Annotated in this window: 23 protein-coding genes and 1 pseudogene; 11 read left to right on the top strand and 13 right to left on the bottom strand. The window is 69.8% G+C overall.

All coding sequences use genetic code 11. From position 1 onward, the window contains the following. Positions 1–141: 141 nt before the first annotated feature. From ACFZDI_RS25690 to ACFZDI_RS25680, 3 genes are all read left to right on the top strand, one after another. Positions 142–897 carry a GPP34 family phosphoprotein gene (locus ACFZDI_RS25690; RefSeq protein ID WP_234850672.1) on the top strand — a complete coding sequence of 252 codons (756 nt, stop codon included), beginning with the start codon at positions 142–144 and terminating at the stop codon, positions 895–897. A gap of 250 nt (positions 898–1147) precedes the next feature. Then, positions 1148–2005 (top strand): helix-turn-helix transcriptional regulator, encoded by an 858-nt coding sequence (locus ACFZDI_RS25685; RefSeq protein WP_361123017.1) that lies wholly within the window; start codon positions 1148–1150, stop codon positions 2003–2005. A gap of 196 nt (positions 2006–2201) precedes the next feature. After that, positions 2202–2393 (top strand): DUF397 domain-containing protein, encoded by a 192-nt coding sequence (locus ACFZDI_RS25680; RefSeq protein ID WP_234850670.1) that lies wholly within the window; start codon positions 2202–2204, stop codon positions 2391–2393. A gap of 108 nt (positions 2394–2501) precedes the next feature. On the opposite strand, the gene ACFZDI_RS25675 is transcribed toward ACFZDI_RS25680, so the two are convergent. From ACFZDI_RS25675 to ACFZDI_RS25665, 3 genes are all read right to left on the bottom strand, one after another. Next, a complete protein-coding gene (locus tag ACFZDI_RS25675) occupies positions 2502–3386 on the bottom strand; it encodes a MerR family transcriptional regulator (protein ID WP_391253530.1) in 885 nt (294 codons plus the stop codon). A gap of 76 nt (positions 3387–3462) precedes the next feature. Beyond that, the gene (locus ACFZDI_RS25670; protein WP_391253528.1) at positions 3463–3966 is read right to left on the bottom strand and encodes a glutathione peroxidase; all 504 of its coding nucleotides are present in this window, start codon (positions 3964–3966) and stop codon (positions 3463–3465) included. Next, complete coding sequence (locus ACFZDI_RS25665) at positions 3956–4969, bottom strand: ArsR family transcriptional regulator (RefSeq protein WP_391253526.1); 1014 nt, start codon at positions 4967–4969, stop codon at positions 3956–3958. Before ACFZDI_RS25665 ends, ACFZDI_RS25670 begins: the two co-directional genes overlap by 11 nt. A 77-nt stretch (positions 4970–5046) precedes the next feature. Between ACFZDI_RS25665 and ACFZDI_RS25660 the strand changes: the two genes are divergently transcribed. Beyond that, positions 5047–6225 (top strand): MFS transporter, encoded by a 1179-nt coding sequence (locus ACFZDI_RS25660; protein WP_391253524.1) that lies wholly within the window; start codon positions 5047–5049, stop codon positions 6223–6225. Between the two features lie 77 nt (positions 6226–6302). Here the strand turns inward: ACFZDI_RS25660 and ACFZDI_RS25655 are convergent, their stop codons facing one another. The 8 genes from ACFZDI_RS25655 to ACFZDI_RS25620 all read right to left on the bottom strand — a co-directional run bounded on the left by ACFZDI_RS25655 (position 6303) and on the right by ACFZDI_RS25620 (position 11960). After that, a complete protein-coding gene (locus ACFZDI_RS25655; protein ID WP_391253893.1) occupies positions 6303–6737 on the bottom strand; it encodes a MarR family transcriptional regulator in 435 nt (144 codons plus the stop codon). Between the two features lie 67 nt (positions 6738–6804). Next, positions 6805–7488, bottom strand: a complete 684-nt coding sequence (locus ACFZDI_RS25650) for a hypothetical protein (RefSeq protein ID WP_391253522.1) — start codon at positions 7486–7488, stop codon at positions 6805–6807. Between the two features lie 71 nt (positions 7489–7559). After that, complete coding sequence (locus ACFZDI_RS25645) at positions 7560–7979, bottom strand: DUF5959 family protein (protein ID WP_344368022.1); 420 nt, start codon at positions 7977–7979, stop codon at positions 7560–7562. A 282-nt stretch (positions 7980–8261) separates the two neighbouring features. After that, positions 8262–9101 (bottom strand): SAM-dependent methyltransferase, encoded by an 840-nt coding sequence (locus ACFZDI_RS25640; RefSeq protein ID WP_391253520.1) that lies wholly within the window; start codon positions 9099–9101, stop codon positions 8262–8264. Between the two features lie 126 nt (positions 9102–9227). Beyond that, positions 9228–9722, bottom strand: a complete 495-nt coding sequence (locus tag ACFZDI_RS25635) for a hypothetical protein (protein WP_391253518.1) — start codon at positions 9720–9722, stop codon at positions 9228–9230. Positions 9723–9815: 93 nt separating this feature from the next. Continuing rightward, complete coding sequence (locus ACFZDI_RS25630; RefSeq protein ID WP_234849140.1) at positions 9816–10421, bottom strand: TIGR03086 family metal-binding protein; 606 nt, start codon at positions 10419–10421, stop codon at positions 9816–9818. Between the two features lie 152 nt (positions 10422–10573). Continuing rightward, on the bottom strand, positions 10574–11092 hold the full coding sequence (locus ACFZDI_RS25625) for a polysaccharide deacetylase family protein (RefSeq protein WP_391253891.1): 519 nt from the start codon (positions 11090–11092) through the stop codon (positions 10574–10576). A 190-nt stretch (positions 11093–11282) separates the two neighbouring features. Beyond that, a complete protein-coding gene (locus ACFZDI_RS25620) occupies positions 11283–11960 on the bottom strand; it encodes a glycoside hydrolase family 11 protein (RefSeq protein ID WP_361122986.1) in 678 nt (225 codons plus the stop codon). A gap of 362 nt (positions 11961–12322) precedes the next feature. On the opposite strand from ACFZDI_RS25620, the gene ACFZDI_RS25615 reads away from it, so the two are divergent. The 3 genes and pseudogenes from ACFZDI_RS25615 (at position 12323) to ACFZDI_RS25605 (ending at position 15982) form a co-directional block, all read left to right on the top strand. Next, positions 12323–12919 (top strand): hypothetical protein, encoded by a 597-nt coding sequence (locus ACFZDI_RS25615; protein WP_391253516.1) that lies wholly within the window; start codon positions 12323–12325, stop codon positions 12917–12919. A gap of 319 nt (positions 12920–13238) precedes the next feature. After that, positions 13239–14096 carry a 2-dehydropantoate 2-reductase N-terminal domain-containing protein gene (locus ACFZDI_RS25610; RefSeq protein ID WP_391253514.1) on the top strand — a complete coding sequence of 286 codons (858 nt, stop codon included), beginning with the start codon at positions 13239–13241 and terminating at the stop codon, positions 14094–14096. Positions 14097–14663: 567 nt separating this feature from the next. Continuing rightward, positions 14664–15982: pseudogene (locus ACFZDI_RS25605) on the top strand (GNAT family N-acetyltransferase). Between the two features lie 123 nt (positions 15983–16105). Here the strand turns inward: ACFZDI_RS25605 and infA are convergent. After that, on the bottom strand, positions 16106–16330 hold the full coding sequence (gene infA / locus ACFZDI_RS25600; RefSeq protein WP_391253512.1) for a translation initiation factor IF-1: 225 nt from the start codon (positions 16328–16330) through the stop codon (positions 16106–16108). Continuing rightward, positions 16327–17121 carry a GNAT family N-acetyltransferase gene (locus tag ACFZDI_RS25595; RefSeq protein WP_391253510.1) on the bottom strand — a complete coding sequence of 265 codons (795 nt, stop codon included), beginning with the start codon at positions 17119–17121 and terminating at the stop codon, positions 16327–16329. Before ACFZDI_RS25595 ends, infA begins: the two co-directional genes overlap by 4 nt. A 297-nt stretch (positions 17122–17418) precedes the next feature. Here ACFZDI_RS25595 and ACFZDI_RS25590 point away from each other — a divergent pair, with 297 nt between their 5' ends. The 4 genes from ACFZDI_RS25590 to ACFZDI_RS25575 all read left to right on the top strand — a co-directional run bounded on the left by ACFZDI_RS25590 (position 17419) and on the right by ACFZDI_RS25575 (position 19498). Continuing rightward, on the top strand, positions 17419–17877 hold the full coding sequence (locus ACFZDI_RS25590) for a MarR family winged helix-turn-helix transcriptional regulator (RefSeq protein WP_391253508.1): 459 nt from the start codon (positions 17419–17421) through the stop codon (positions 17875–17877). A gap of 85 nt (positions 17878–17962) precedes the next feature. Next, positions 17963–18475, top strand: a complete 513-nt coding sequence (locus ACFZDI_RS25585; RefSeq protein WP_391253506.1) for a hypothetical protein — start codon at positions 17963–17965, stop codon at positions 18473–18475. Further along, entirely contained in the window at positions 18472–18777 is a 306-nt protein-coding gene (locus tag ACFZDI_RS25580) for a transcriptional regulator (protein WP_391253505.1), read from the top strand. Before ACFZDI_RS25585 ends, ACFZDI_RS25580 begins: the two co-directional genes overlap by 4 nt. 334 nt (positions 18778–19111) lie before the next feature. Beyond that, positions 19112–19498 carry a hypothetical protein gene (locus ACFZDI_RS25575; protein WP_391253503.1) on the top strand — a complete coding sequence of 129 codons (387 nt, stop codon included), beginning with the start codon at positions 19112–19114 and terminating at the stop codon, positions 19496–19498. The last annotated feature ends 95 nt before the right edge of the window (positions 19499–19593 follow it).

The following is a 19593-nucleotide window of genomic DNA, read 5'->3' as shown; positions in this document are numbered from 1 at the left end:
CCAGTGTCCTGTGTGCGGGCCAAACCCATCCGGTAGACGAGAACGACATACCTACTGGTTCCACTACGAACCGGTCACGCACCCTCGACAGACCAATGTGAGAGGGGTCACCCTGTCTTTCATCCACGCGGGGAGGCATGGATGGGCAGGAGCCGCAGAACACTTCCGGAGGAGCTTCTGCTGCTGGCGTTGGACCCGACCACGGGTACCACTGCACAGCCGCAGTCGCTCGACCTCGGTCTGGCCGGAGCACAGCTAGTGGAGCTGGCGCTGGCCGGACGGATAGCCCCAGACGGGGATCGTATCGCCGTGGTGGCACCACGGCCGACTGGAGATCCAACGTTGGACTGCGCGTTGGAGTTGCTGCGAAGGCGTGGCGCTCCCGTGCGGGCAGTGAACTGGATTGGCGGGCCGCGACTGGGGCTGCGCCAGACCTACCTCTCGCATCTGGAGCGGTGCGGCATGGTGCACGCCGTGGCCGGCCAGATGTGCGGAGTGCTGCCGACGACTCGCTACCAGGCGACGGACACCGAGATCAGCCGGGAGATCAGGGCCCGGCTGGACTCCGCGATCCGCACCGGCGTCCCGCCGGACCCGCGGACCGCGGCACTCGCCGCCCTCGCGCACGCGGTCGGCCTCGGCAAGCACCTGTACCCGGGCAACGAGGGACGTTCCTCTCGCTCCCGGCTCAGGGACCTGATCAGGCACGACCCCATGGGCGGTCTCGTCGCGCACGCGGTGATGGACGTCCAGAACGGCGTCGCGGCCCAGCCGCGCCGCAGCCCGGCACCGTCCGGCCGTCAGGCCGCCGGCGGAGCCAGGCCCGCAACGGAGCCCGCCCGAGGCGTTCCGATGCAACCGCGCCACGGATCCATGGCGCGCGCCGTGGCCCACTGAGCCGCGCCGCGCCCGCACGGCCTACGACCGGCACACGCACCACGGGACCCACGAACCCGGTCACGGGAGCCGCTGTCCGAGCGGGGCGGAGAGAGCGCACACTCTCTCCGCCCCGCTCGGCGTGCCGTGTCCGAACTGGCGTGTACCGGTCGCATATCCACCGTTTCCCAGCGGTAGTAAGCACCTTGGTGGCAGTCTGCTCAGCAGCAGATACGCAAAGTAGAGGCACGCAGCCGGAGGTGCACGTCCCGTGGCGTCCAATGTCAATCCCACCGTCAGGCGGCGCCGGCTGGGCCAGGAGCTCCGCAGGCTCCGCGAGCTCAAGGGCATGACGGCCGAAGAGGTGGCCGAGCGGCTGCTGGTGTCGCAGTCGAAGATCAGCCGGCTGGAGAACGGCCGGCGCAGCATCAGCCAGCGCGACGTCCGCGACCTGTGCGGGGTCTACGAGGTCGAGGACCAGCGCATCGTCGACTCGCTCATGCAGATGGCCAAGGACTCCCGCCAGCAGGGCTGGTGGCACGCCTTCGGGGACATCCCCTACAGCGTCTACATCGGCCTGGAGACGGACGCCGAGTCGCTCCGGGTCTACGAGCCCCAGATCATCACCGGCCTGCTGCAGACCCGCGCGTACGCCGAGGCCATCATCCGCGGCGGCTCGCCCGAGGCGTCCGAGGCGGACAACGACAAGCGCGTGGAGGTCCGGCTGCGCCGGCAGGGCCGGATCACCGCCGACACCGATCCGCTGCGCCTGTGGGTGGTCCTGGACGAGGCGTCCCTGCACCGGGTCGTCGGCAGCCGGCCGGTGATGCGCGAACAACTGGAGCACCTCATCGAGATGTCGCAGCTGCCGCACATCACCGTGCAGGTGCTGCCGTTCGAGGTCGGCGCGCACGCCGGCATCAACGGCCAGTACTCGATCCTGGAGTTCGCCGACGCGGCCGACTCCAGCGTCGTCTACATCGAAGGCGTCACCAGCGACCTGTACCTGGAGAAGCCGCTGGACGTGCAGAAGTACACGGTGATGTACGAGCACCTGCGCGCCCAGTCCCTGAACGTGGACCAGTCCCGGCAGCTCATCGAGCGCGTGGCGAAGGAGTACGCGCGCTGAGCCGACCACCGGAGGATGACCTTCCGTCGGGCGAGCGCGGGATGCTACCCCCTGACACGCCTGACTGGAAGTCTCCCCTGGAATATGCCATCCGGTCGAGTGAATGACTGCTCCGAACGATGAAGGTGGCGAGTAGCGTCGATCACGCCAACCACCAGCACGGGTTGGCGTAAACGCAACTCGCAACGGAGCGAACATGGCAATTCGTCTGGGCGCCACGCAGACGTGGACGACCTCCTCCTACACCAACAACAACGGCGCGTGCGTGATGGTCAGGTCGACCGTCGCCGAGGCCCTGGAGCTCGGGGACACCAAGATTCCCGAGGGCCCCAAGCTGGCATTTCCCGCCGACGCGTGGAACGCCTTCGTGGCCTCGGTCAAGGCCTGACCCCGCGAGCGCCGGCACCACAAGCACCACCGGCCGAGCCCTCTCGACCAGCATCGCCGTCCTTGCCGAGAGGGCTCCGCTTGTGCCCGGAGGTGCCCGCGCCGGAGATCAGCTCACCGGGAACGCCACATCACACACCGGGTCCCCCGGCCCCGCGGCCTCCCAGTCGGCGAAGTACAGCTCCCGGCACGGCCCGGTCGCCGTCAGCCCCCGGGCCGCCATCCACTCCTCCACCGCCTCGAACGCGGCCAGGATCTGAGGGTGCGCCACCTGCGCCTTGGTGATCCTGGTGTACGCCAGCCGCCGGGCCGGCTCCACCCGTACCGCCGTCTCCCACGCCCTGCCGTGCCGCTCGGCCCAGGCCCGGGCCGCTCCCTCGTCGGCCACCGGCACGCACGCCTCCGCCGGGCCGTCGCTCTCCATCGACACTTCCGCGTGATAGGCGACGTACGGCACCCCGGCCACGCCCCCGCACTCACGGGCCGCCTCCTCCAGCCGGCCCAGCGCCGCCCCGATCCACGCGGGCAGCTCGTCCGCCAGCGTGTGCCGCTTCTCGGAGATCACCACCTGGGCGGGCACCTGAACCGTCCCGACCGTGAACTTCCCGTACATCTCGGAGCTCCTCCCCGACAGTCGTCCACGGAGGTACTCGGCGAGCGTCCGCTGCCCCGCCACCCGCGCCTCGACGTCCGCCCAGTACGCGCCGAGCAGTGCGGCAGCCGCCGCCCCGTCGTCGGCCTCGACCACCTCGGCGATCCGGGCGAGCGGCATGTCCAGCTGCCGCAGCATCGCCACCAGCCGGGCCCGTTCGACCTGACCGGCGCGGTAGTAGCGGTAGCCGGTCGCCCCGTCGACGTGCGCCGGGGCCAGCAGGCCCAGCCGGTCGTACAACCGCAGGGCCTTCGGCGACAGGCGGGCACGAGCGGCGAACGCCCCGATGGTGAGCAGCTCCAGGTTCCGTTCCGGTCCGTCCACCATGGCATCCTCCGTCATCGGGCGGCTCTTCCGCCCGACGACGAGGACACTCGGGCCTGCCCCAGGGGCAAGGTCAACGCCCCGACGGCCCGCCTCAGGACAGCTGGGCCTCGATCGCCGCCACGACCTCCGCCGCGTCCGGCTCGGTCTGCGGCGAGAACCGGGCGACCACCCGGCCGTCCCGGCCGATGAGGAACTTCTCGAAGTTCCAGCGGATGTCCCCGCTGTGCCCCTCGGCGTCCGCGAAGCCCGTCAGACGGTCGTACAGCGGGTGCCGGCCCTCGCCGTTCACCTCGACCTTCTCGGTCATCGGGAAGGTCACGCCGTACGTCGCCGAGCAGAACTCGGCGATCTCGTCGGCGCTGCCGGGCTCCTGGCCCAGGAACTGGTTGCAGGGCACGCCGAGGACGGTGAAGCCGCGCGCCGCGTACTGCTCGTGCAGCTTCTCCAGGCCCGTGTACTGCGGGGTCAGACCGCACTTGGAGGCGACGTTCACCACGAGCACCGCCTTGCCCGCGTACTGGGACAGGTCGGCCGGGCCGCCCTGCAGCGCACCGATCTCGACGTCGAGGGGAGAGGAACCGTTGCTAGTCGTCATGAGCAGACCCTAGCTCCGCCGGGTGACCGGGCCGGTTCCGGGCCTCGGCGGCCTCCACCAGCACCTGCCCCGCCGCCGTCCGCGAGTACAGCACCGACCGGCCCGCCCGCCGCCGCTCCACGAGACCGGCGTCCAGCAGCACCCGCAGATGCCGCCCCACCGACCCGAGTCCCTGCCCGGTCACGGCGACCAGCTGGCTGGTGCTCAGGGGTGAGCCCAGCCGGACCAGCACACCGGCGCGGGCCGTGCCGAGCAGCGCGCCGAGACTCGCCGGCACGGGCCTGCCGCCCGGGTCGGCGAGTGCCCCGGCACAGGGATAGACCAGCGCGTACCGGTCCGTCCCCTCCCACGCCACCCAGCCGATGCGCTGCGTGGTGATCGGCACGAACACCAGCTCCGCGCCGGACAGCTCGCGCGGCGGGTACTCGTGCGCGTTCACCTGGAGCCGGTTCTCGCCGAGCCACTGCGTCCCCGGGCGCAGCGTGTCCAGCGCACTCGCCCAGCCGCCCCGGCTGACCTGCGCGGTCCGGGCGACCACATCGGCCTCCAGGATGCGCCGGCGCCGGGGCCAGGAGGGCAGCACGGCCGTGGTCCAGACGTACGTCAGCAGGTCCGCGGCACGCTCCGGGAGGTCGTCGCGGTGCAGCCGGGCCGGGAGCGGGCCGCGCAGGGAGACGGTGAGGTCGGCGCGGGCCGCGTCCGGTTCGGCCGCCCGCACCCGCGCGACGCCCTGCTCGAAGGTCTCCCCGTCGCGCGGGGCAGGGGAGAGGAAGTCCGCCGTCCACTCCCGCCCGATCCCGGCACTGACCAGCTGCGCGGTCACCGGATCCGCCGCCAGCCGCCGTCGGTAGGCCGGCAGATGCGCGTCGAGCCACCGCCGCTCGCCGGGATGCGCCGCCTCGGCCGCGTGCAGCAGCCGCAGACTCGCGAACGCCTCGGCGAACGGCGAGATCACGAACCGGCTCCCGGCCAGGGTGTCGGCGCTGATCTGCCACCAGCCCATGGGCCGCCCCCCTCCGCGATGTTTCGCGCCTGCGCGAAACAATAACCATGCCACCAAGGGCGTCGAAGACTCCGCGTATGCGCAGTTACCGCGATCTGTTCCGCACCCCCGAGTTCAGCCCGTTCTTCCTGGCCGCGTCGGCGCAGACGGTCGCCCAGACCATGGGCGGACTCGCCCTGGGCACCCTCGTCTACCGGGCGACCGAGTCGCCGCTGCTGTCCGCGGTGAGCATGTTCGGCTCGTCACTGGTGCAGGTGCTGGGCGCGGCCCTCCTGCTCTCCGCCGCCGACCGGCTGCCCCCGCGCGCCGCCCTGACGGCCATGTCCCTGCTCTTCGCCGCGGCCACCGCCGCCCTGGCCCTGCCCGGCCTGTCCCTCTGGGCGCTCTTCGCGATCGTCCTCGCCCAGGGGCTGGTGAAGTCCGTGGGCGGGGGAGTGAGCTGGGGCCTGCTCAACGAGATCCTCTCCAAGGACGGCTATCTGATCGGCCGTTCGGTGTTCAACATGATGAGCGGCCTCATGCAGATCACCGGCTACGCGACCGGCGGCGCGCTGGTGGCCCTGCTGTCCCCGCGACTGTCCCTGCTGGCGTCGGCCGCCCTGTACGTGATGGCCGCCGTCGTCCTCCGCCTCGGGCTGACCCGCCGCCCGCCCCGTACGACGGGCCGCCCCTCGGCGACGGCGACCTGGCGCGCCAACGCACTGCTCTGGTCCTCCCCGCCCCGCCGCCAGGTCTATCTGGCCCTGTGGATCCCCAACGGCCTGGTCGTCGGCTGCGAATCCCTCTACGTCTCCTACGCCCCCGACGCCGCCGGCACCCTGTTCGCCTGCGCCGCGCTGGGCATGACCGCCGGGGACGTCCTGGTGGGCCGCCTGCTCCCCGCGCACCTCCGCCCCCGCCTGGGCTTCCCGCTCCTACTGCTCCTGGCCGTCCCGTACGTGCCGTTCCTGCTGCACCCGGCCCTTCCGCTCGCGGCGGCCGCGGTCACGCTGGCCTCCGTGGGATTCGGCGCGAGCCTCGTGCAGCAGGAGCGACTGGTGGCCCTCACCCCCGACGAGCTCACGGGGCACGCGCTGGGACTGCACTCGGCGGGGATGCTCACGATGCAGGGGGTGGCGGCGGCGCTCGCCGGATCGATGGCCCAACTGGCCTCCCCGGCCGGGGCGATGACGGCGATGGCCGTGGGATCGGTGGGTGTGACGCTGTGGCTGATGGGGGCGGAGAAGCGGGAGGAACTGCGGCCGGTGAGCTGCTGAACGACTCGGGCCGGTGAGGTGGGACCGGCTCGGGCGGATGAAGTGGGACCGGCTCGGGCGGATGAGGTGGGACCGGCTCAGGCCGGTGAGGTGCCGAACACCTCGGGTACGGCGTTGTCCACGACGACCCGTGACAGCAGGACGGCGAGCCGGTCCCGCTCGGCGCCGCTCAGCCCGGACGGCAGGGCCTCCATACGGCGGCAGGTCTCGGCATGGAACTTCCCGGCGAGCACGGCACCTTCGTCCGTCAGCCCCACCCGCACGGCCCGACCGTCACGCGGGTCGGCCTCCCGCCGCACCAGTCCGCGCCGTACCGTCCGGTCCACCAGCCCGGTCAGGCTCGACTTCGCCAGCCCGAGCGTCTCGCCCAACTCGCCCATCCCGCACGGCTGCGGCATCAGCACGCAGAGCAACTGCCCCTGCTGCGGCGTCAGTCCGTAGACCCGGGCGGCCTCCGCGTACACACCGTCGACGAGGAACGCCGTGCGCACCAGCGCGGCGACGACCCCCATCTGCCCGGCTGCCCCGTTCCCCATCGGGTCAGGGTACCGACCGGTCAGTCGCCGTGCGGGGGTGTGGTCACTCCTCGTCCGGGGCCTCGCCCTCGATGAGGCGTTCGGCGATGTCGTCGGCCCATTCCTGGGCCCAGCGGCGCAGCCCGGGGACATCGGCGGCGTCGAGGCCGTGGACGGTGAACGCCCGGTCGTCGAGCCAGTCCGTGCCGGTGAGCCGGGCCTGGAGGTCGGTGAGATCGAAGGTGTCGGGGGCATGGCGGCGGCCGAGCTCCTCGAGTTCTGGATGGCTCCAGCGGGCCGCGGCGGCGTGCACGTCGACCAGGTCGCGCGCGAGGCCCCGGTCGGCCAGGTCCCGCACCCGGGTGCCGATCAGGTCGTCGAGGGCGAGTGCCGGCCCCAGCTCCGTCACCACGGGCGGACGCCACAGCACCTCCTTGCGGAGAGCGACCTCGCACTCCGCGCCGCTCGGCGCGTCGGTCACCAGGAACTGGGCGGACAGCGGCCCGGCCTCCAGGGTCTGCACGAGCCAGCCACGTCCGACCAGCCCGGTCCGCACGGCGTCCGCGACGTCCTCCATCGCCGCCGGATGCCCGGTGGCCACGTCCACGTCCCGCCCGACCCGCTCCACCAGCCCATGGGCCAGCACGGCGTAGCTCCCGGCGAGCAGGAGCGAGTAGTCCTCGCCCACGGCCACGAGCTCCCCGAGCAGCCGGCCGACGGGCTCGGGTACCGGGGAAGGGGCGGACATGCCCTGATTATCGCGTGGGGGAGGGCGACGGCTGAGACGACGGACCCGGACGGGTGACGGACGGCGACAGGTCAGACTTCCGTGGGCCAGGTCTCCCAGACCAGGTCGAGGCGTCGGTACGCGTCGTCGAACCAGGCGTCGACCAGGGGGACGGTGACCGTCACGGTCGTCAGGGACATCGAGTGGTCCTTGAGCGTGACCTCGCACCGGTCGTCGTCCTCGTCGAGGTCGATGAACAGCCACGGAGCGCGTTGCCCCTCACGCCAGGCGATGTCCCGCCCCGCGTCGAGCGAGTCCAGGGCCTGCTGCCACTGCCGCAGGTCCTCGGGAAGGATCGAGGTCTTGAGGGCACCTCGGACAAAAGGCGTATCGACCAGAAACTCCCCGACCAGCACACCGGCCTCGCCGCCCCCCTCCCGCCCCAAAACCCGAAGAACGACGCTGCTGCCCTCCCCCTCCAAACGGATCAGATCGACCGACCCTTCACCCATGACTGCCCTCCCAAGACGCGCCTGCGGCCGAACACTAATAGCGGACGCGAGGACGAGAACGAGGAGGCCGTAGCAAACGGCCCCGGGGGCGCGGGGAACTGCGCGACGACCCCCCACGGCGCCGCACACAAGAACGCCGGGTCCGCACCCCCAAGGGGCGCGGGGAACTGCGCGACGAGCCCCCACGGCGCCGCACACAAGAACGCCGGGTCCGCACCCCCAAGGGGCGCGGGGAACTGCGCGACCAGCCCCCACGGCGCCGCACTCGACGACGGCGGGACGCTACGGCTTACGCCCCACCCCGCAGTACGCATCCACAGCAGCCGCAGAGCCAGCCCCAGCCCCAGCCCCAACCCCCGCCCCCACCACGGCACCCCCACTGTCCCCCTCCGGCCGCCACTCGGGAACCCGAACCACCCCCGGCTCCACCAACTCCAGCCCGTCGAAGAACCCGGCGATCTCGGCCACCGGCCGGACGTAATACGGCACCGCCCCACTCGAGTTGTACGCCTCCGACGCGGCGATCATGCCCTCACTCGTCGCGGTGCTGTCACTGATCACCAGGTAGCTGCCCGACGCAAGCCCGCCCATCAACCGCCGCACCAGCTCACGTGCCCGCGCGTACTCCGCGACATGCCCGAGCGTGTTGAGGATCATCAGCCCGACCGGCCGCGAGAGATCCAATGTGCCGGCGGCAGCCTTCAGCACGGCCTCGGGGTCGTACAGGTCCGCGTCCAGATACGCCGTCCTGCCCTCAGGCGTGCTGCTGAGCAGGGCGTTGGCGTGCGCCAGCACGATGGGGTCGTTGTCGACGTACACGATCCGGGACTCCGGCGCCACGCGCTGCGCGACCTCGTGCGTGTTGTCGGCGGTCGGCAACCCGGTGCCGACGTCCAGGAACTGCCGTACCCCCCGCTCACCGGCCAGATGCGTGACGGCCCGCCCCAGGAAGCGCCGGCTCGTGACCGCCACGTCGACGAGCCCCGGGAAGATCGACTTGATCTGGTCGCCGATCTCGCGGTCGACCTCGTAGTTGTCCTTGCCGCCGACGAAGTAGTTCCAGAAGCGGGCGGAGTGCGGCTTGGACGTGTCGATGCGGTCGCGCAGGCTGTCGTCGGACACGGCGGGTCCTCCTGGGGGGTGGGGAAGGGTGACCGGTCCACCAACCTAGGCGAACCTCCCGACGGGACAACGGCGTTGTCTCGCCCGACACCGGCCCGCCGTGGTGTTTCGGCCACGGCCCGGCCGCTACACCCCGCGGGAGGCGACACCGCCCAGGTCACCGCCACCGAGCCCGCCCTCGGTGCCGTGGCGCTGGGTGACCAGCCAGAAGGCCCATGCCAGGGACCACAGCAGCAGCCCGGCGGCGATCGGCGTACCGAACAGGATCAGCAGCCCGGCCCCGATGTTGGCTCCGATGCCGCCCGCGGTCAGGATCCGCCAGCCCACACCGGCCATGAGCCCGAGCGCCACCAGCGGCCCGAGGACGCCCCACCACCGCTGGTCCATCGCCCCGCGCAGCGAGGCCCGCACGAGCCAGGCCGCGCCGGCCAGCGCCAGTGCCAGCGCGAGCCCGCAGGCGACCGCGGCCACGCCGTCCCCGATGTCCCACGGCTGGAAGGCGTAGTCCAGCTCACTGGCCGGCAGCCCCTGGTAGTTCTGCTGCCCCATCAGACCCCAGGCGGCCACCGGTACACCGCCGACAAGTGCGGCTCCGGCCGCCACGATTCCCCGTTTCCTCATACCCCCAGCATCGGACGCGGCCACGGGCCGGTCATGAGCACGCGTACTCAGATCGCCGACCCGCGTGCGCACTTCCGCAGCCGCCCGTGACCCCTAGGAGACGCTCCGACGGGGGTCGCGGCCAAGGTAACGCAGCAGGACCGCCACGTCGTCGTCGCCCTGTTCGGGCGCCAGGGCTGCGGCGTATGCGCCGTAGGGGCGCAGCGGCTCGACGATCTCCCTGGCGACCTTGAGCAGAGGACGGGCCAGCTCGGGTGTGAGCGGCGACGGCCTGCCCGTGGCCCGGGCGATGTCCCAGGCGTGAACCGCCGCGTCCAGGCCGCACGCCGCCGAGCCCGACCACGGGGACATCTTGTGCGGTGGCACCGGCGTGGGCACCTCGGCGGTGTCCGGGTCGACCCCCGCCCACGCCTTCGCCGCGCGGGCCAGGGCGTCCTCCAGGAACGTCGCCGGGTCCACCCCTTCCATCTCGCCCGACGGGGCGAACGGGTCGAAGTCGGGCCCGGGTTCGCCGGTCAGGGCGGCGGCGTAGCCGATCTGGTCGCCGACGGCGTGCTGGAAGACCTGGGCGACGGTCCACTCCGCGCAGGGTGTCGGCAGGTGCCAGCCGTCGTCGGGCACGGCGCGGACCGCGGTGCGCAGTGCTGCGTGGGAGGCGTCCAGGACGTCCCAGCCGCTGGAGATCACGCGTTCACTCATCGGAGGACTCCTGTTCGCGGTGCCCGCACCGTGATGCATGCCGTAGTCATGCGTCCACTCTCGAGCCGTGACGGCAGGAGAACCAGTGGTTTCCGCGACGGCAGAAAGACCCCGAGGGGCGCGACGGCGGTGGGTGCCGTCGCGCCGCACGGTCAGGAGGGGGCCACCGCCCGGCCCGACCGGGGAGAGATCATGCCTGCGCACAGGCCCCGGGACGCCAGCGTCCGGGCGATCCGGGGGACGGCGGCGAGGGTGTTGGCGGGCCAGTCGTGCATGAGGACGACCTGGCCGTCGGTGAGGCGGGCGACGGACCGGACGATCGCGTCGGTGCTGGCGCCGTTCCAATCCTGCGAGTCGACGTGCCAGATGACCTCGGTGAGGCCGTACCGGGCCGCGACCGACTTCACCGTCGCGTCGCTCTCACCGTACGGCGGGCGGAACAACTTCGGTGTGCCGCCTCCCGCGTTGGCGATGGCCTGCTGCGTGCGGGAGATCTCGGAGTCGATCTGTGCCTGGCTCAGCCGGGTGAGGTGCGGGTGGGTGTAGCTGTGGTTGGCGACCCACATGCCGGCCGCCACCTGGGCCCGCACCAGGGACGGGTTGGCCGCCGCGTTCTGGCCCTGGTTGAACATCGTGGCCCGCAGCCCGTTCTGGCGGAGTGCGTCGAGCAGCTTCGTCGTGTTGCCGGACGGGCCGTCGTCGAAGGTGAGTCCGACGTACCCGCTGCAGGCGGCGGCCCCACCGGGGCAGAGGCCTGTGCCGGGACGGCGGCCCGCGCCGGGGCGGTCGAGCCCGTGACGGTCGTGACGGTGAGAGCCGCGGCCGCCGCTGTCACGAGGACCGCCGGGACACGCCTCGTCCTCACGACCCCACCCGGATGCTGGAGCTGCCGCTGCTCTGGTACCCCTCGGTCGCCATGATCATGTAGTACTTGAAGGTGCCCAGCGGCATCCCGGCCCGGGCCCACGCGTCGAAGTGGTTGCCGGCCGTGATGGTCCCGCCCGTCCGCTTCGACTGCCGCACGCTCCAGTACTGGTCGAAGGTGCGTACGCCCTCCACGGACGGGGCGTTGTACCGCGTCGTCTTGTAGATGTCGTACGTGCCGCCGTCGCTGGTGACGGTGCCCTTGTAGGTGCCGGTGGGCCGGTAGGTGCCCCAGTTGTCGACGATGTAGTACTCGACGAGCGGGTTCGCCGTCCAGCCGTAGAGGGTCAGGTAGGCGTTGCCGGACGGGTTGAACGAACCCGAGTAACTCACGGTGCGGCGGGCGCCGGTGCTCCAGCCCTTGCCCGCGACGAAGTTCCCGGTGTTGCGCCAGGAGGTGCTGTAACTGCCGCCGGACGACAGGGTCATGGAGACCGTGCCGGGCGCGTCGGTCCAGAACGAGTAGTAGTAGCCGTTATCGGTGCCCGTCTTGTTCGAGGTGATGACCGTGTCGGCGTGGGCGGTGCCGGGCATCGTGAGGGCCGCGGCGGCGACCAGCAGCATGGTGCAGGTGCTGCTGATGAGCAGCCGGAAGCGGCCTGGTGACTTCTTCATGGGGGGTGCTTCCTCCTCGTCCTCGTGGGGTGGGTCGACGGGGGAGCTCTGTCACCGACGGAGTGTTGGCCGGACCCTGACAACTGTCAATGGTTTCGGCAACCCTCACGAAATGTTCGGCCTCGTACGGCGGCGAGATCCTCTTGAATTCCGCTGTTCAGCCGGGTGTTGAGGGCTACGGAACGCTGAGCAGTCAGCCCCGAACGACTCCTACCAACCCGGAATGAGGAGCTTCTCCACCCGAATGTTTCGACTGGTTTCCGGACCGGAGAAACACTCACTCCACCCACCGGACCGACGAGAATCGGCCGCCCCGCAGAAAGCGACGAGACCCTCGCACGGGGCCCCTGTACTCTCCGCGAGTGCCGTCGACCTCCGCAGCAACGCCCGCCGCCCCGTCCGCCCAGGACCCCGAGTGCCTGGCGCTCACCCGCATCCTGCGCCGTCGAGGCGTGCTGGTGCTCTCGGTGTTCGCGCTGCTGTGGGCCGTGGCGGCGGCCTCCGGGGCCGGCTCGGCGACGGACGTCGCGCCGCTCGGCATCGAAGGGGCGGCACTGCTGCTCACCGCCGCGGCGATCTACCTGGGCTACCGCGAGAACGCCGCGTCCTCGCCCCGGCTGGTGAACCTGCCGCTCCGATGGGCGCGCGGTGTGGGCATCGTCAACACGATCGAGCTGGTCGCCGTCTTCGTCGTCATCGCCGCGTCCAACGCGGCGGGCCTCCCCCAGGTCGTCCCGGCGGGCATCGCCCTCGTCGTGGGTCTGCACTTCTTCCCGCTCGCCCGCCTGTACGACCAGTGGCAGTACCGGTGGACGGCGTCGCTGCTGACGGCCGTCGCGGTGGCCGGGTTCGTCCTCATCGCGGCAGGTCTCGCGGCCGAGACCGTGCGGATCGTGGTGGGCCTGGGCAGCGCAATGGTGTTGTGGGCCTCGTCGTACCACTTGGCGCTGCGCGGTTAGGTTCCGTCCACGCCGTGGTGGCCGGGCGAGGTCTAGCGCCAGAAACTGCGCCTCCGACTCGGCTCCCTCGGCCACGCAGGCCCTCGTCAGGTGTTCCAGTAGCAGTAGATCATCCAGGGGGCGTCGGCAGTCGGCGTGATCACTTCTCGCAACAGCGGAAGCTGTTCACGGCTGATGGGGTGCTCGACCTGCAAGGTCTCGTTCGCCTTGCTGAGCCTCCCTTGAACCGGACGGTGTTGGGTGCTTCCGAAGGCGTGCGTCGGTCCCCAGGTGCTGTGCCTTGAGGAGGCAGAACGGTCACCCTTTGAGAGGAGGAGGCATGGCAAAGATCTGTGTTGTCGGTGCCGGCGTCGTCGGACAGGCAACAGGAAAAGGGTTCCTCAAGCTCGGCCATGATGTCACATTCGTTGATGTCGATGCCGATACGGTGGAGCGGATTCGCAGCAACGGTTTCAGCGTCATCTTCCCGGAGGAGATGACCCTGGGGGATGTCGAGGCGGTATTCATTTCCGTTTCGACTCCTACAGGGGAGGATGGGATAAATCTGTCTTCTCTCGATCAAGCATGCCGTGATATTGGTTCTGCGCTGACTGTATGCCAAAGCAGGCCAGTCATCGTCTTTCGAAGTACGATACTTCCCGGTACAACCAGAAAACGCCTCATTCCTCTTTTGGAGAAGGCTGCGGGTGATGGCCGGGTGGGTGAGCATGTGTGTTACAACCCTGAGTATCTGAGGGAACGTCACGCTCAGGGAGACTTCGACCGGCCGAGGATCATCACCATTGGACAGGGTGACCGTAGTGAGGACGCAGCTCACAAGCTGACTGGGCTCTATCGTCCTTTTAATGCGGCGGTTTACCGATGCAGCTATGAGGAAGCGGAGTTCCAGAAGTACGTGAACAATCTGTTCAATGCGACCAAAATATCTTTCTTCAATGAGATGCGAGAAATGGCTAAGAGTTTGGGTATAGACCCCACTCGGGCATTCCAGCTGACTGTGCGCAGCGCTCAAGGTATGTGGGATCCGTTGTACGGTACCCATGACAAGGGGTTATATGGGGGAGCCTGCCTCCCAAAAGATACCAATGCCTGGATAAAATACATGGAGGAGTCGGGGTTAAACCCGATCTTCATGCAGGCGGTCCGGGAAATTAATCGAAGCATGGGAGGTGCGTGAATGCCGCAATGGTGCTGGATGCTGGCAACTGATCATTCAGATCAACCTGTCGGACGTGAGCAGGAAAGGTTCAAATAGATCGGCAGACCGCCGTACTGCTGCGTAGGCGAGGTGTCGTCATCGAGGAGCAGGGTCTTCGCCTCTCGGCATTGAGAGCCTGTCCGAACAGACCGCAGTGATGTTCAGGCATTTCATCCTTCCTCAAGGGCGTACTGCGCAAGTCGCTATTCCCATGGTGACGGAATCTGCGTGACTGGCGCCGCTGGAGGAAAAGGTCACATTGTGAGCTCCTCGAGAATCCGGCGCAGCGAGTGATACGACGCGTCGATCGCCGCTGTCACCTCGGCGGTCACCCGGAAGCCTGGAACGCCCGAGAGTCACCCATTCCACGCGGTGGATCGTGCCACACGCAGACGCGCGGCGCGGTGGATCACAACGACATCGACCACCGCCGGCCCGCACGGCCTGGCCGCCATAATTGGCTTGCCGCGAGCGTGAGTTGACGCTGCACTGTGGCCGGGCGCCACGGGGCCGTGGTGCCGGCGTCCCGAGGAGGCAGTGGCAGCGATGCAGATCCGTCCCGCGACGACCGAGAAGGACTTCGACGTCTTCGTCGACACGCTCCACGCCGCGTTCGGCTTGTTCCCCGAAACCCCGGTCGAGAGCGGCGGACTCTGGTGGTCGGCGCTCGAGACGGACCGTTGCCTGCTGGCGGAGACGGAGGACGGTCGGCCCGTCGGCACCGCCGCCACGTACTCCTTCGAGCTCACCCTGCCCGGTCAGACCTTCGTCCCGGCCCCGGGGGTGACCGCCGTCGGTGTCCTGCCCTCGCACCGACGCCAAGGCGTACTCAGCGCGATGATGCGGCACCAGCTCACCGACCTGCTCGCGCAGGGAGAGTTCCTCTCCGTGCTGCTGGCGTCCGAGGCCACGATCTACGGCAGGTTCGGCTACGGGCCGGCGACCTACACGGGACACCTACAGGTGCCACGCCACAGGTCGGCCCTCGCGACTCCCCGGGGGGTACGCGGAGCGCCCGGCACACCAGCGCCCGACTCGGCCGCTGAAACGGCCACCGGCACGAACGGCGGCACGGCCACCGGCACGAACGGCGGCACAGCCACCGGCACGAACAGCGGCACGAACGGCGGCTCCGTCGAGGTGCTGTCCCGGACCGAGTGCGGCGAGATCCTGGAAGAGGTCTACGACGGGTATCGCCGCGCCCAACCCGGCGCGCTCTCCCGGCCGCACCGCTGGTGGGCCCAGCGCGCGGGACAGCCCCCGATCTCACCGGCCCGCGCTACGTCGCCGTGCACCGGAACGCGGAGGGCGCCCCCGACGGGTACGCCAGCTACTCGATCGACTCCGGCACGCTGACGGTCGACGAGACCATCACCACCGACGACGCCGTCTTCACGGCCCTGGCCCGCTTCGCACTCGGACACGACCTGGTCACCAAGGTCGTGTTCAAGCACGTCCCGCCCGAACACCCGCTGCACTGGCAGCTCGTGGACTTCCGCGCCGGAGAGGTGAGCGGCGCCATTGACTGGCTTTGGGTACGGCTGCTGGACGTCCCCCGCGCACTGACCGCGCGAGGCTGGCTCACGGACGGCGATCTCGTCCTGGACGTGGACGACCCGTTCCTCGGCGAACACGACCGCTACCTGCTGACCGTCCGGGACGGCAAGGCCGACTGCGCCCCGACGGACCGGCAGCCCGACCTGTACCTCGACATCAGGGACCTGGGCTCCCTCTACCTCGGCGGGACCACCCCGAGCACGCTCGTGCGCGCCGGACACATCAGGCCCCACCACCCGCAGGCGACGCCTCTCGCCGACACACTCTTCCGCACGGAGCGCCCACCGCACTGCCTGCACTGGTTCTGACGAAGGCCACCGCGCGAGCCGCCCTGGGCCCCGACGTCCCGGCCACGAACAGTCCGTGTCCGGGACGCCGGGGTCACCTACCTCAGACGAAGGTCAACTGCGGCTCATGAGTAGCGAATTCGGCTAGTTCCGATACCGGAACACGATCCGCCCCCGCATGAGGTCGTACGGCGGGAGCTCCACCAGCACCCGGTCCTCCAGCATGATCTTGATGTAGTTCTTGCGGATCTTCCCGCTGATGTGCGCCAGCACCTGATGGCCGTTCTCCAGCTCCACGGTGAACATGGCGCTGCGCAGGCACTCGACGACCCTGCCCTCGACCTCGATGACGTTCTTGTTCCTGCTCATCGCACCAGCTCCAGGTTGCTGCTCATCGGCCGGGCGCCGATGCCCTGGAACAGCGCGGTGGCCGCGTGGTTGGACTCGTGCACCTCGGTCCAGGCCGTGGCGAACCCGGAGCGGTGCGCCGTCACCAGCGCATGGGCCAGCAGGGCCCGCCCGATGCCGCGGCGCTGCTCGCCGGCCCGGACCGCGACCAGCCCGATGCGCGGCCGGATCGGGGTCACCACCCGGATCAGCCCCAGGTAGCGGCCCGCCGCCGAGGCGACCGCGTACTTCGACGGGTCGACGACGGTGTCACCCTCGGTACGGGGAAACACCTCCGCGGGCATCGACTGCCACCACCCGACGGTCGCCTCGACCTCGTCCCGGATCGCGCGGTCCACGTCCCGCAGCAGACCCTCGTCCGCCTGCCCGGCGGGCACGATCGTCACGCCCGAAGGCGGCAGCACCGCTTCCAGCCCCGTGACCCGGGGATCGGTCGGTACGGCGTACTCCCACTCGCGGCGCCCGACAGCGAAACCGGCCCGCCGCCACCGGGCCGTCAGCTCGACGTCCGCTTCATCGACCACCGTGTACAGCGGTGAGGGCAGTTCCGCCACCATCACCCGGGCGAGCCGGTGGAAGACGACGTCGTGCCAGGAGTCGATGCTGAGGAACAGGCGCCCGTCGGGCCGGTACTGCGCATGCCCGCGACCGACCACGAGGTCGTCGTGCAGGGCGTGCCATTGCCTGTCCGCGACACGCGTGATCACCACTGCGTTCTCGCTCAGGCCGGATGCACAAGGCTTTGTGTCCATCGGAGTCTCCCTTCCAGGAGTGCCTCGATCTCAGGCGCTCCTGGCGGACACCGAACGTCAGCCGCCGGACCGTGAGGGGATGAGGGAGCACCCACGGATAACTGCGTGCACGGGGCTCACCTCCTACGACGATGTGACGGTCCACCGGGAAAGTAGCAGCGGCCGTCCGGAGCACACAAAGCCTTTTTCCGACCCGACGGCAGACCCTTGGGCCCCCGAAGTCCCTTGACCTCAACTTTGGTTGAGCTTCTACGGTCGATCACATCGACCGACGGACACGGCGACGGAGGCCCGGACATGGAGTACACGCACAGCGACACAGACCTGATCAAGCAGCCCATCGGTTACTGGAGCTGGGCGGCGTACAAGGCGGTCATCGACCGCACGCGGGCCGCTCTCGCCGGAATCGGCATCACACAACCCCAGTGGTGGGTCCTCGCGCAGGTCGCACGCGCCGACACCGCCAAGACCCGAGAAGAGGTCTCCCACCTCCTCCGCAACTACCTCGACACCGGTCCGGAGGCCATGGAGTCGGAGATCGACACGGCGATCACCCGCGGCTGGATCACCGAGGACCCCGAGGGACGCCTGGGTCTCACACCGGAGGGCAGAGCGTTCTACGGCAAGACAGCGACCCTCCAGGCGAGCCTCTGGACGGAACGCCACGCGGGCATCTCCGACGAGGAGTACCTGACGACCCTCAAGGTGCTGCAGCGCTTCATCCACAACACGGGGGGCCGGGCCTGGCACCACTGAGGAGCTCCGACGCTCGACAGCCACCCTTTCCGCACTGGAAAACCGACACTTGCCACACCGGAAAGCGAGTCCTACGCTTTCCGCTATGGAAACTGGTGCGAGCGCCCCTGACCGCTACCCCCTGCCCACGTCGGACGAGGCACGGGCCACGCTGGCCGAGGCGGCGCGCATCCGGGCATCGGCCACCGCCCTGTCGGCCACGCCATGGCCGACCTGGTTCGCCACCACCCTCACCGCGTACGTGGCGTTCTTCCCGGTCGCGTACGGTGGGTTGTTCGCGGACGACAGGTGGCTGCTGCCGAAGGCGGCCTGGGCGGCAGCGCTGTTGTCCACAACGGCGGCGTACTTGGCGCTGTTCGCACTCGCCGCCCGCTCCTGGAGACAACGCACCGGTGTGGCACTCCGCTTTGACGTGCTGCCCAAGCGGGCGACCGTCCCGCTGGCGATCGGCATGCCGGCGCTGCTGATGGGACCGGCCTGGGCCTTCCGCGCCACGGGCCAGGCAGGTTGGCTCGCCTTCGGGGCAGTGGCCGCGGCGGCGGTGTCTGTGGGCTTCCACCTCACATTCGTGCGGCTGCACCGGAAGACGACCGCATGAGCACCGGGCCCACGGACCCGATGGCCGGCTTCGACCACCTCATCCACGCACCCAACCGGCTGCGCGTCTGCGCACTGCTCGACACCACGGGCGAGGCCGAATTCGCGGTGCTGCAGAAGCAACTGGGCCTGTCTGCCTCCGCCTTGAGCAAGCACGCCGGCGCCCTGATCGAGGCCGGCTACGTCGAACAACGCAAGGCGGTACGCGACACCCGTCAACGCGTCTGGCTACGCCTGACTCCCCAGGGCCACAAGGCCTACCACGGCCACCTGGCGGCACTACGGGCGATCGTCGGCCAGTAGACACCGCAGCACCAGGCCGAACGAGCAGGGCGGTCCGGCTGGTCAACGATGGCCTGGACGACGAATCGCCGAAGTCCGCGCACCATGCCATGAGAGCGCGGGCAGACCACCTACCCCGAAGCCCCTGGGTACGGCACCGTGTCTCCGACTGTCCGCGTGAGTCATGGGGGGATCGACAGTGTGGGAGCAGTTGCCTGCTTTGGCCGGCGTGGCCGTGGGAGCCATAGGTTCCTACGTGGCGACCAGCCTTACGGAACGGAGCCGGTGGCGACGGGCAAGAGCGGAACGCTGGGATCAGAAAAGACTGGACACCTATGCGTCCTACGCCAACAGCTTGAAGCATCAGATCAACATCGCTCAGCGCATAGGGGCGGCGAGAGGCTTCCAGCACGCTGTGGACCCGCTTGATCCGGAGCAGGGCCTGGTACAGCTCAGCGAGGCAGAGGCACGACGTGCGGCCGAGTGGGAGACGGTGCTACTCGTCGGGGATGCCGAGACGATAGCGGCGGCGCGCAAGTGGCATGAAGCCGTATGGAACGTCGAACTCTACGCTCGCGGCCTGAGGGAGGACCCTGCCGGCTGGGAGAGAGCAGTGGGGCAAATGAGCCGAGCACGTGATGACTTCTACGCTCTCGCACGCCGAGACCTGGGCATCGCGGGCCCCCCTCCACCGTCGGGCAACTGGCCGCGCGTCTGGCAGCAGCAAGACGAACCGAACTGAGAACAACCGCGGCGGACGGGGCCACGACGCGTCCCCCGGCTCAGGGATGCGGCATCCACAGGACACCAGCGACAGGCGTGTGACACGACCCCGAA

Source organism: Streptomyces sp. NPDC007907 (genome assembly GCF_042959365.1).
Taxonomy (GTDB): domain Bacteria; phylum Actinomycetota; class Actinomycetes; order Streptomycetales; family Streptomycetaceae; genus Streptomyces; species Streptomyces indiaensis.
The sequence above is the reverse complement of the archived record's forward strand: the minus strand, read 5'-3'. Positions and strand labels throughout refer to the sequence as shown.

What these genes read in the sequence shown, in the direction of transcription:
- ACFZDI_RS25595 (WP_391253510.1), bottom strand. Translation starts at nt 17,121, where the DNA reads ATGGACACAAAGCCTTGTGCATCCGGCCTGAGCGAGAACGCAGTGGTG.
- ACFZDI_RS25675 (WP_391253530.1), bottom strand. Translation starts at nt 3,386, where the DNA reads ATGACGGAGGATGCCATGGTGGACGGACCGGAACGGAACCTGGAGCTG.
- ACFZDI_RS25665 (WP_391253526.1), bottom strand. Translation starts at nt 4,969, where the DNA reads ATGGGCTGGTGGCAGATCAGCGCCGACACCCTGGCCGGGAGCCGGTTC.
- ACFZDI_RS25585 (WP_391253506.1), top strand. Translation starts at nt 17,963, where the DNA reads ATGGAAACTGGTGCGAGCGCCCCTGACCGCTACCCCCTGCCCACGTCG.
- ACFZDI_RS25690 (WP_234850672.1), top strand. Translation starts at nt 142, where the DNA reads ATGGGCAGGAGCCGCAGAACACTTCCGGAGGAGCTTCTGCTGCTGGCG.
- ACFZDI_RS25660 (WP_391253524.1), top strand. Translation starts at nt 5,047, where the DNA reads ATGCGCAGTTACCGCGATCTGTTCCGCACCCCCGAGTTCAGCCCGTTC.
- ACFZDI_RS25620 (WP_361122986.1), bottom strand. Translation starts at nt 11,960, where the DNA reads ATGAAGAAGTCACCAGGCCGCTTCCGGCTGCTCATCAGCAGCACCTGC.
- ACFZDI_RS25650 (WP_391253522.1), bottom strand. Translation starts at nt 7,488, where the DNA reads ATGTCCGCCCCTTCCCCGGTACCCGAGCCCGTCGGCCGGCTGCTCGGG.
- ACFZDI_RS25680 (WP_234850670.1), top strand. Translation starts at nt 2,202, where the DNA reads ATGGCAATTCGTCTGGGCGCCACGCAGACGTGGACGACCTCCTCCTAC.
- ACFZDI_RS25635 (WP_391253518.1), bottom strand. Translation starts at nt 9,722, where the DNA reads ATGAGGAAACGGGGAATCGTGGCGGCCGGAGCCGCACTTGTCGGCGGT.
- ACFZDI_RS25580 (WP_391253505.1), top strand. Translation starts at nt 18,472, where the DNA reads ATGAGCACCGGGCCCACGGACCCGATGGCCGGCTTCGACCACCTCATC.
- ACFZDI_RS25670 (WP_391253528.1), bottom strand. Translation starts at nt 3,966, where the DNA reads ATGACGACTAGCAACGGTTCCTCTCCCCTCGACGTCGAGATCGGTGCG.
- ACFZDI_RS25645 (WP_344368022.1), bottom strand. Translation starts at nt 7,979, where the DNA reads ATGGGTGAAGGGTCGGTCGATCTGATCCGTTTGGAGGGGGAGGGCAGC.
- ACFZDI_RS25590 (WP_391253508.1), top strand. Translation starts at nt 17,419, where the DNA reads ATGGAGTACACGCACAGCGACACAGACCTGATCAAGCAGCCCATCGGT.
- ACFZDI_RS25655 (WP_391253893.1), bottom strand. Translation starts at nt 6,737, where the DNA reads ATGGGGGTCGTCGCCGCGCTGGTGCGCACGGCGTTCCTCGTCGACGGT.
- ACFZDI_RS25610 (WP_391253514.1), top strand. Translation starts at nt 13,239, where the DNA reads ATGGCAAAGATCTGTGTTGTCGGTGCCGGCGTCGTCGGACAGGCAACA.
- infA (WP_391253512.1), bottom strand. Translation starts at nt 16,330, where the DNA reads ATGAGCAGGAACAAGAACGTCATCGAGGTCGAGGGCAGGGTCGTCGAG.
- ACFZDI_RS25630 (WP_234849140.1), bottom strand. Translation starts at nt 10,421, where the DNA reads ATGAGTGAACGCGTGATCTCCAGCGGCTGGGACGTCCTGGACGCCTCC.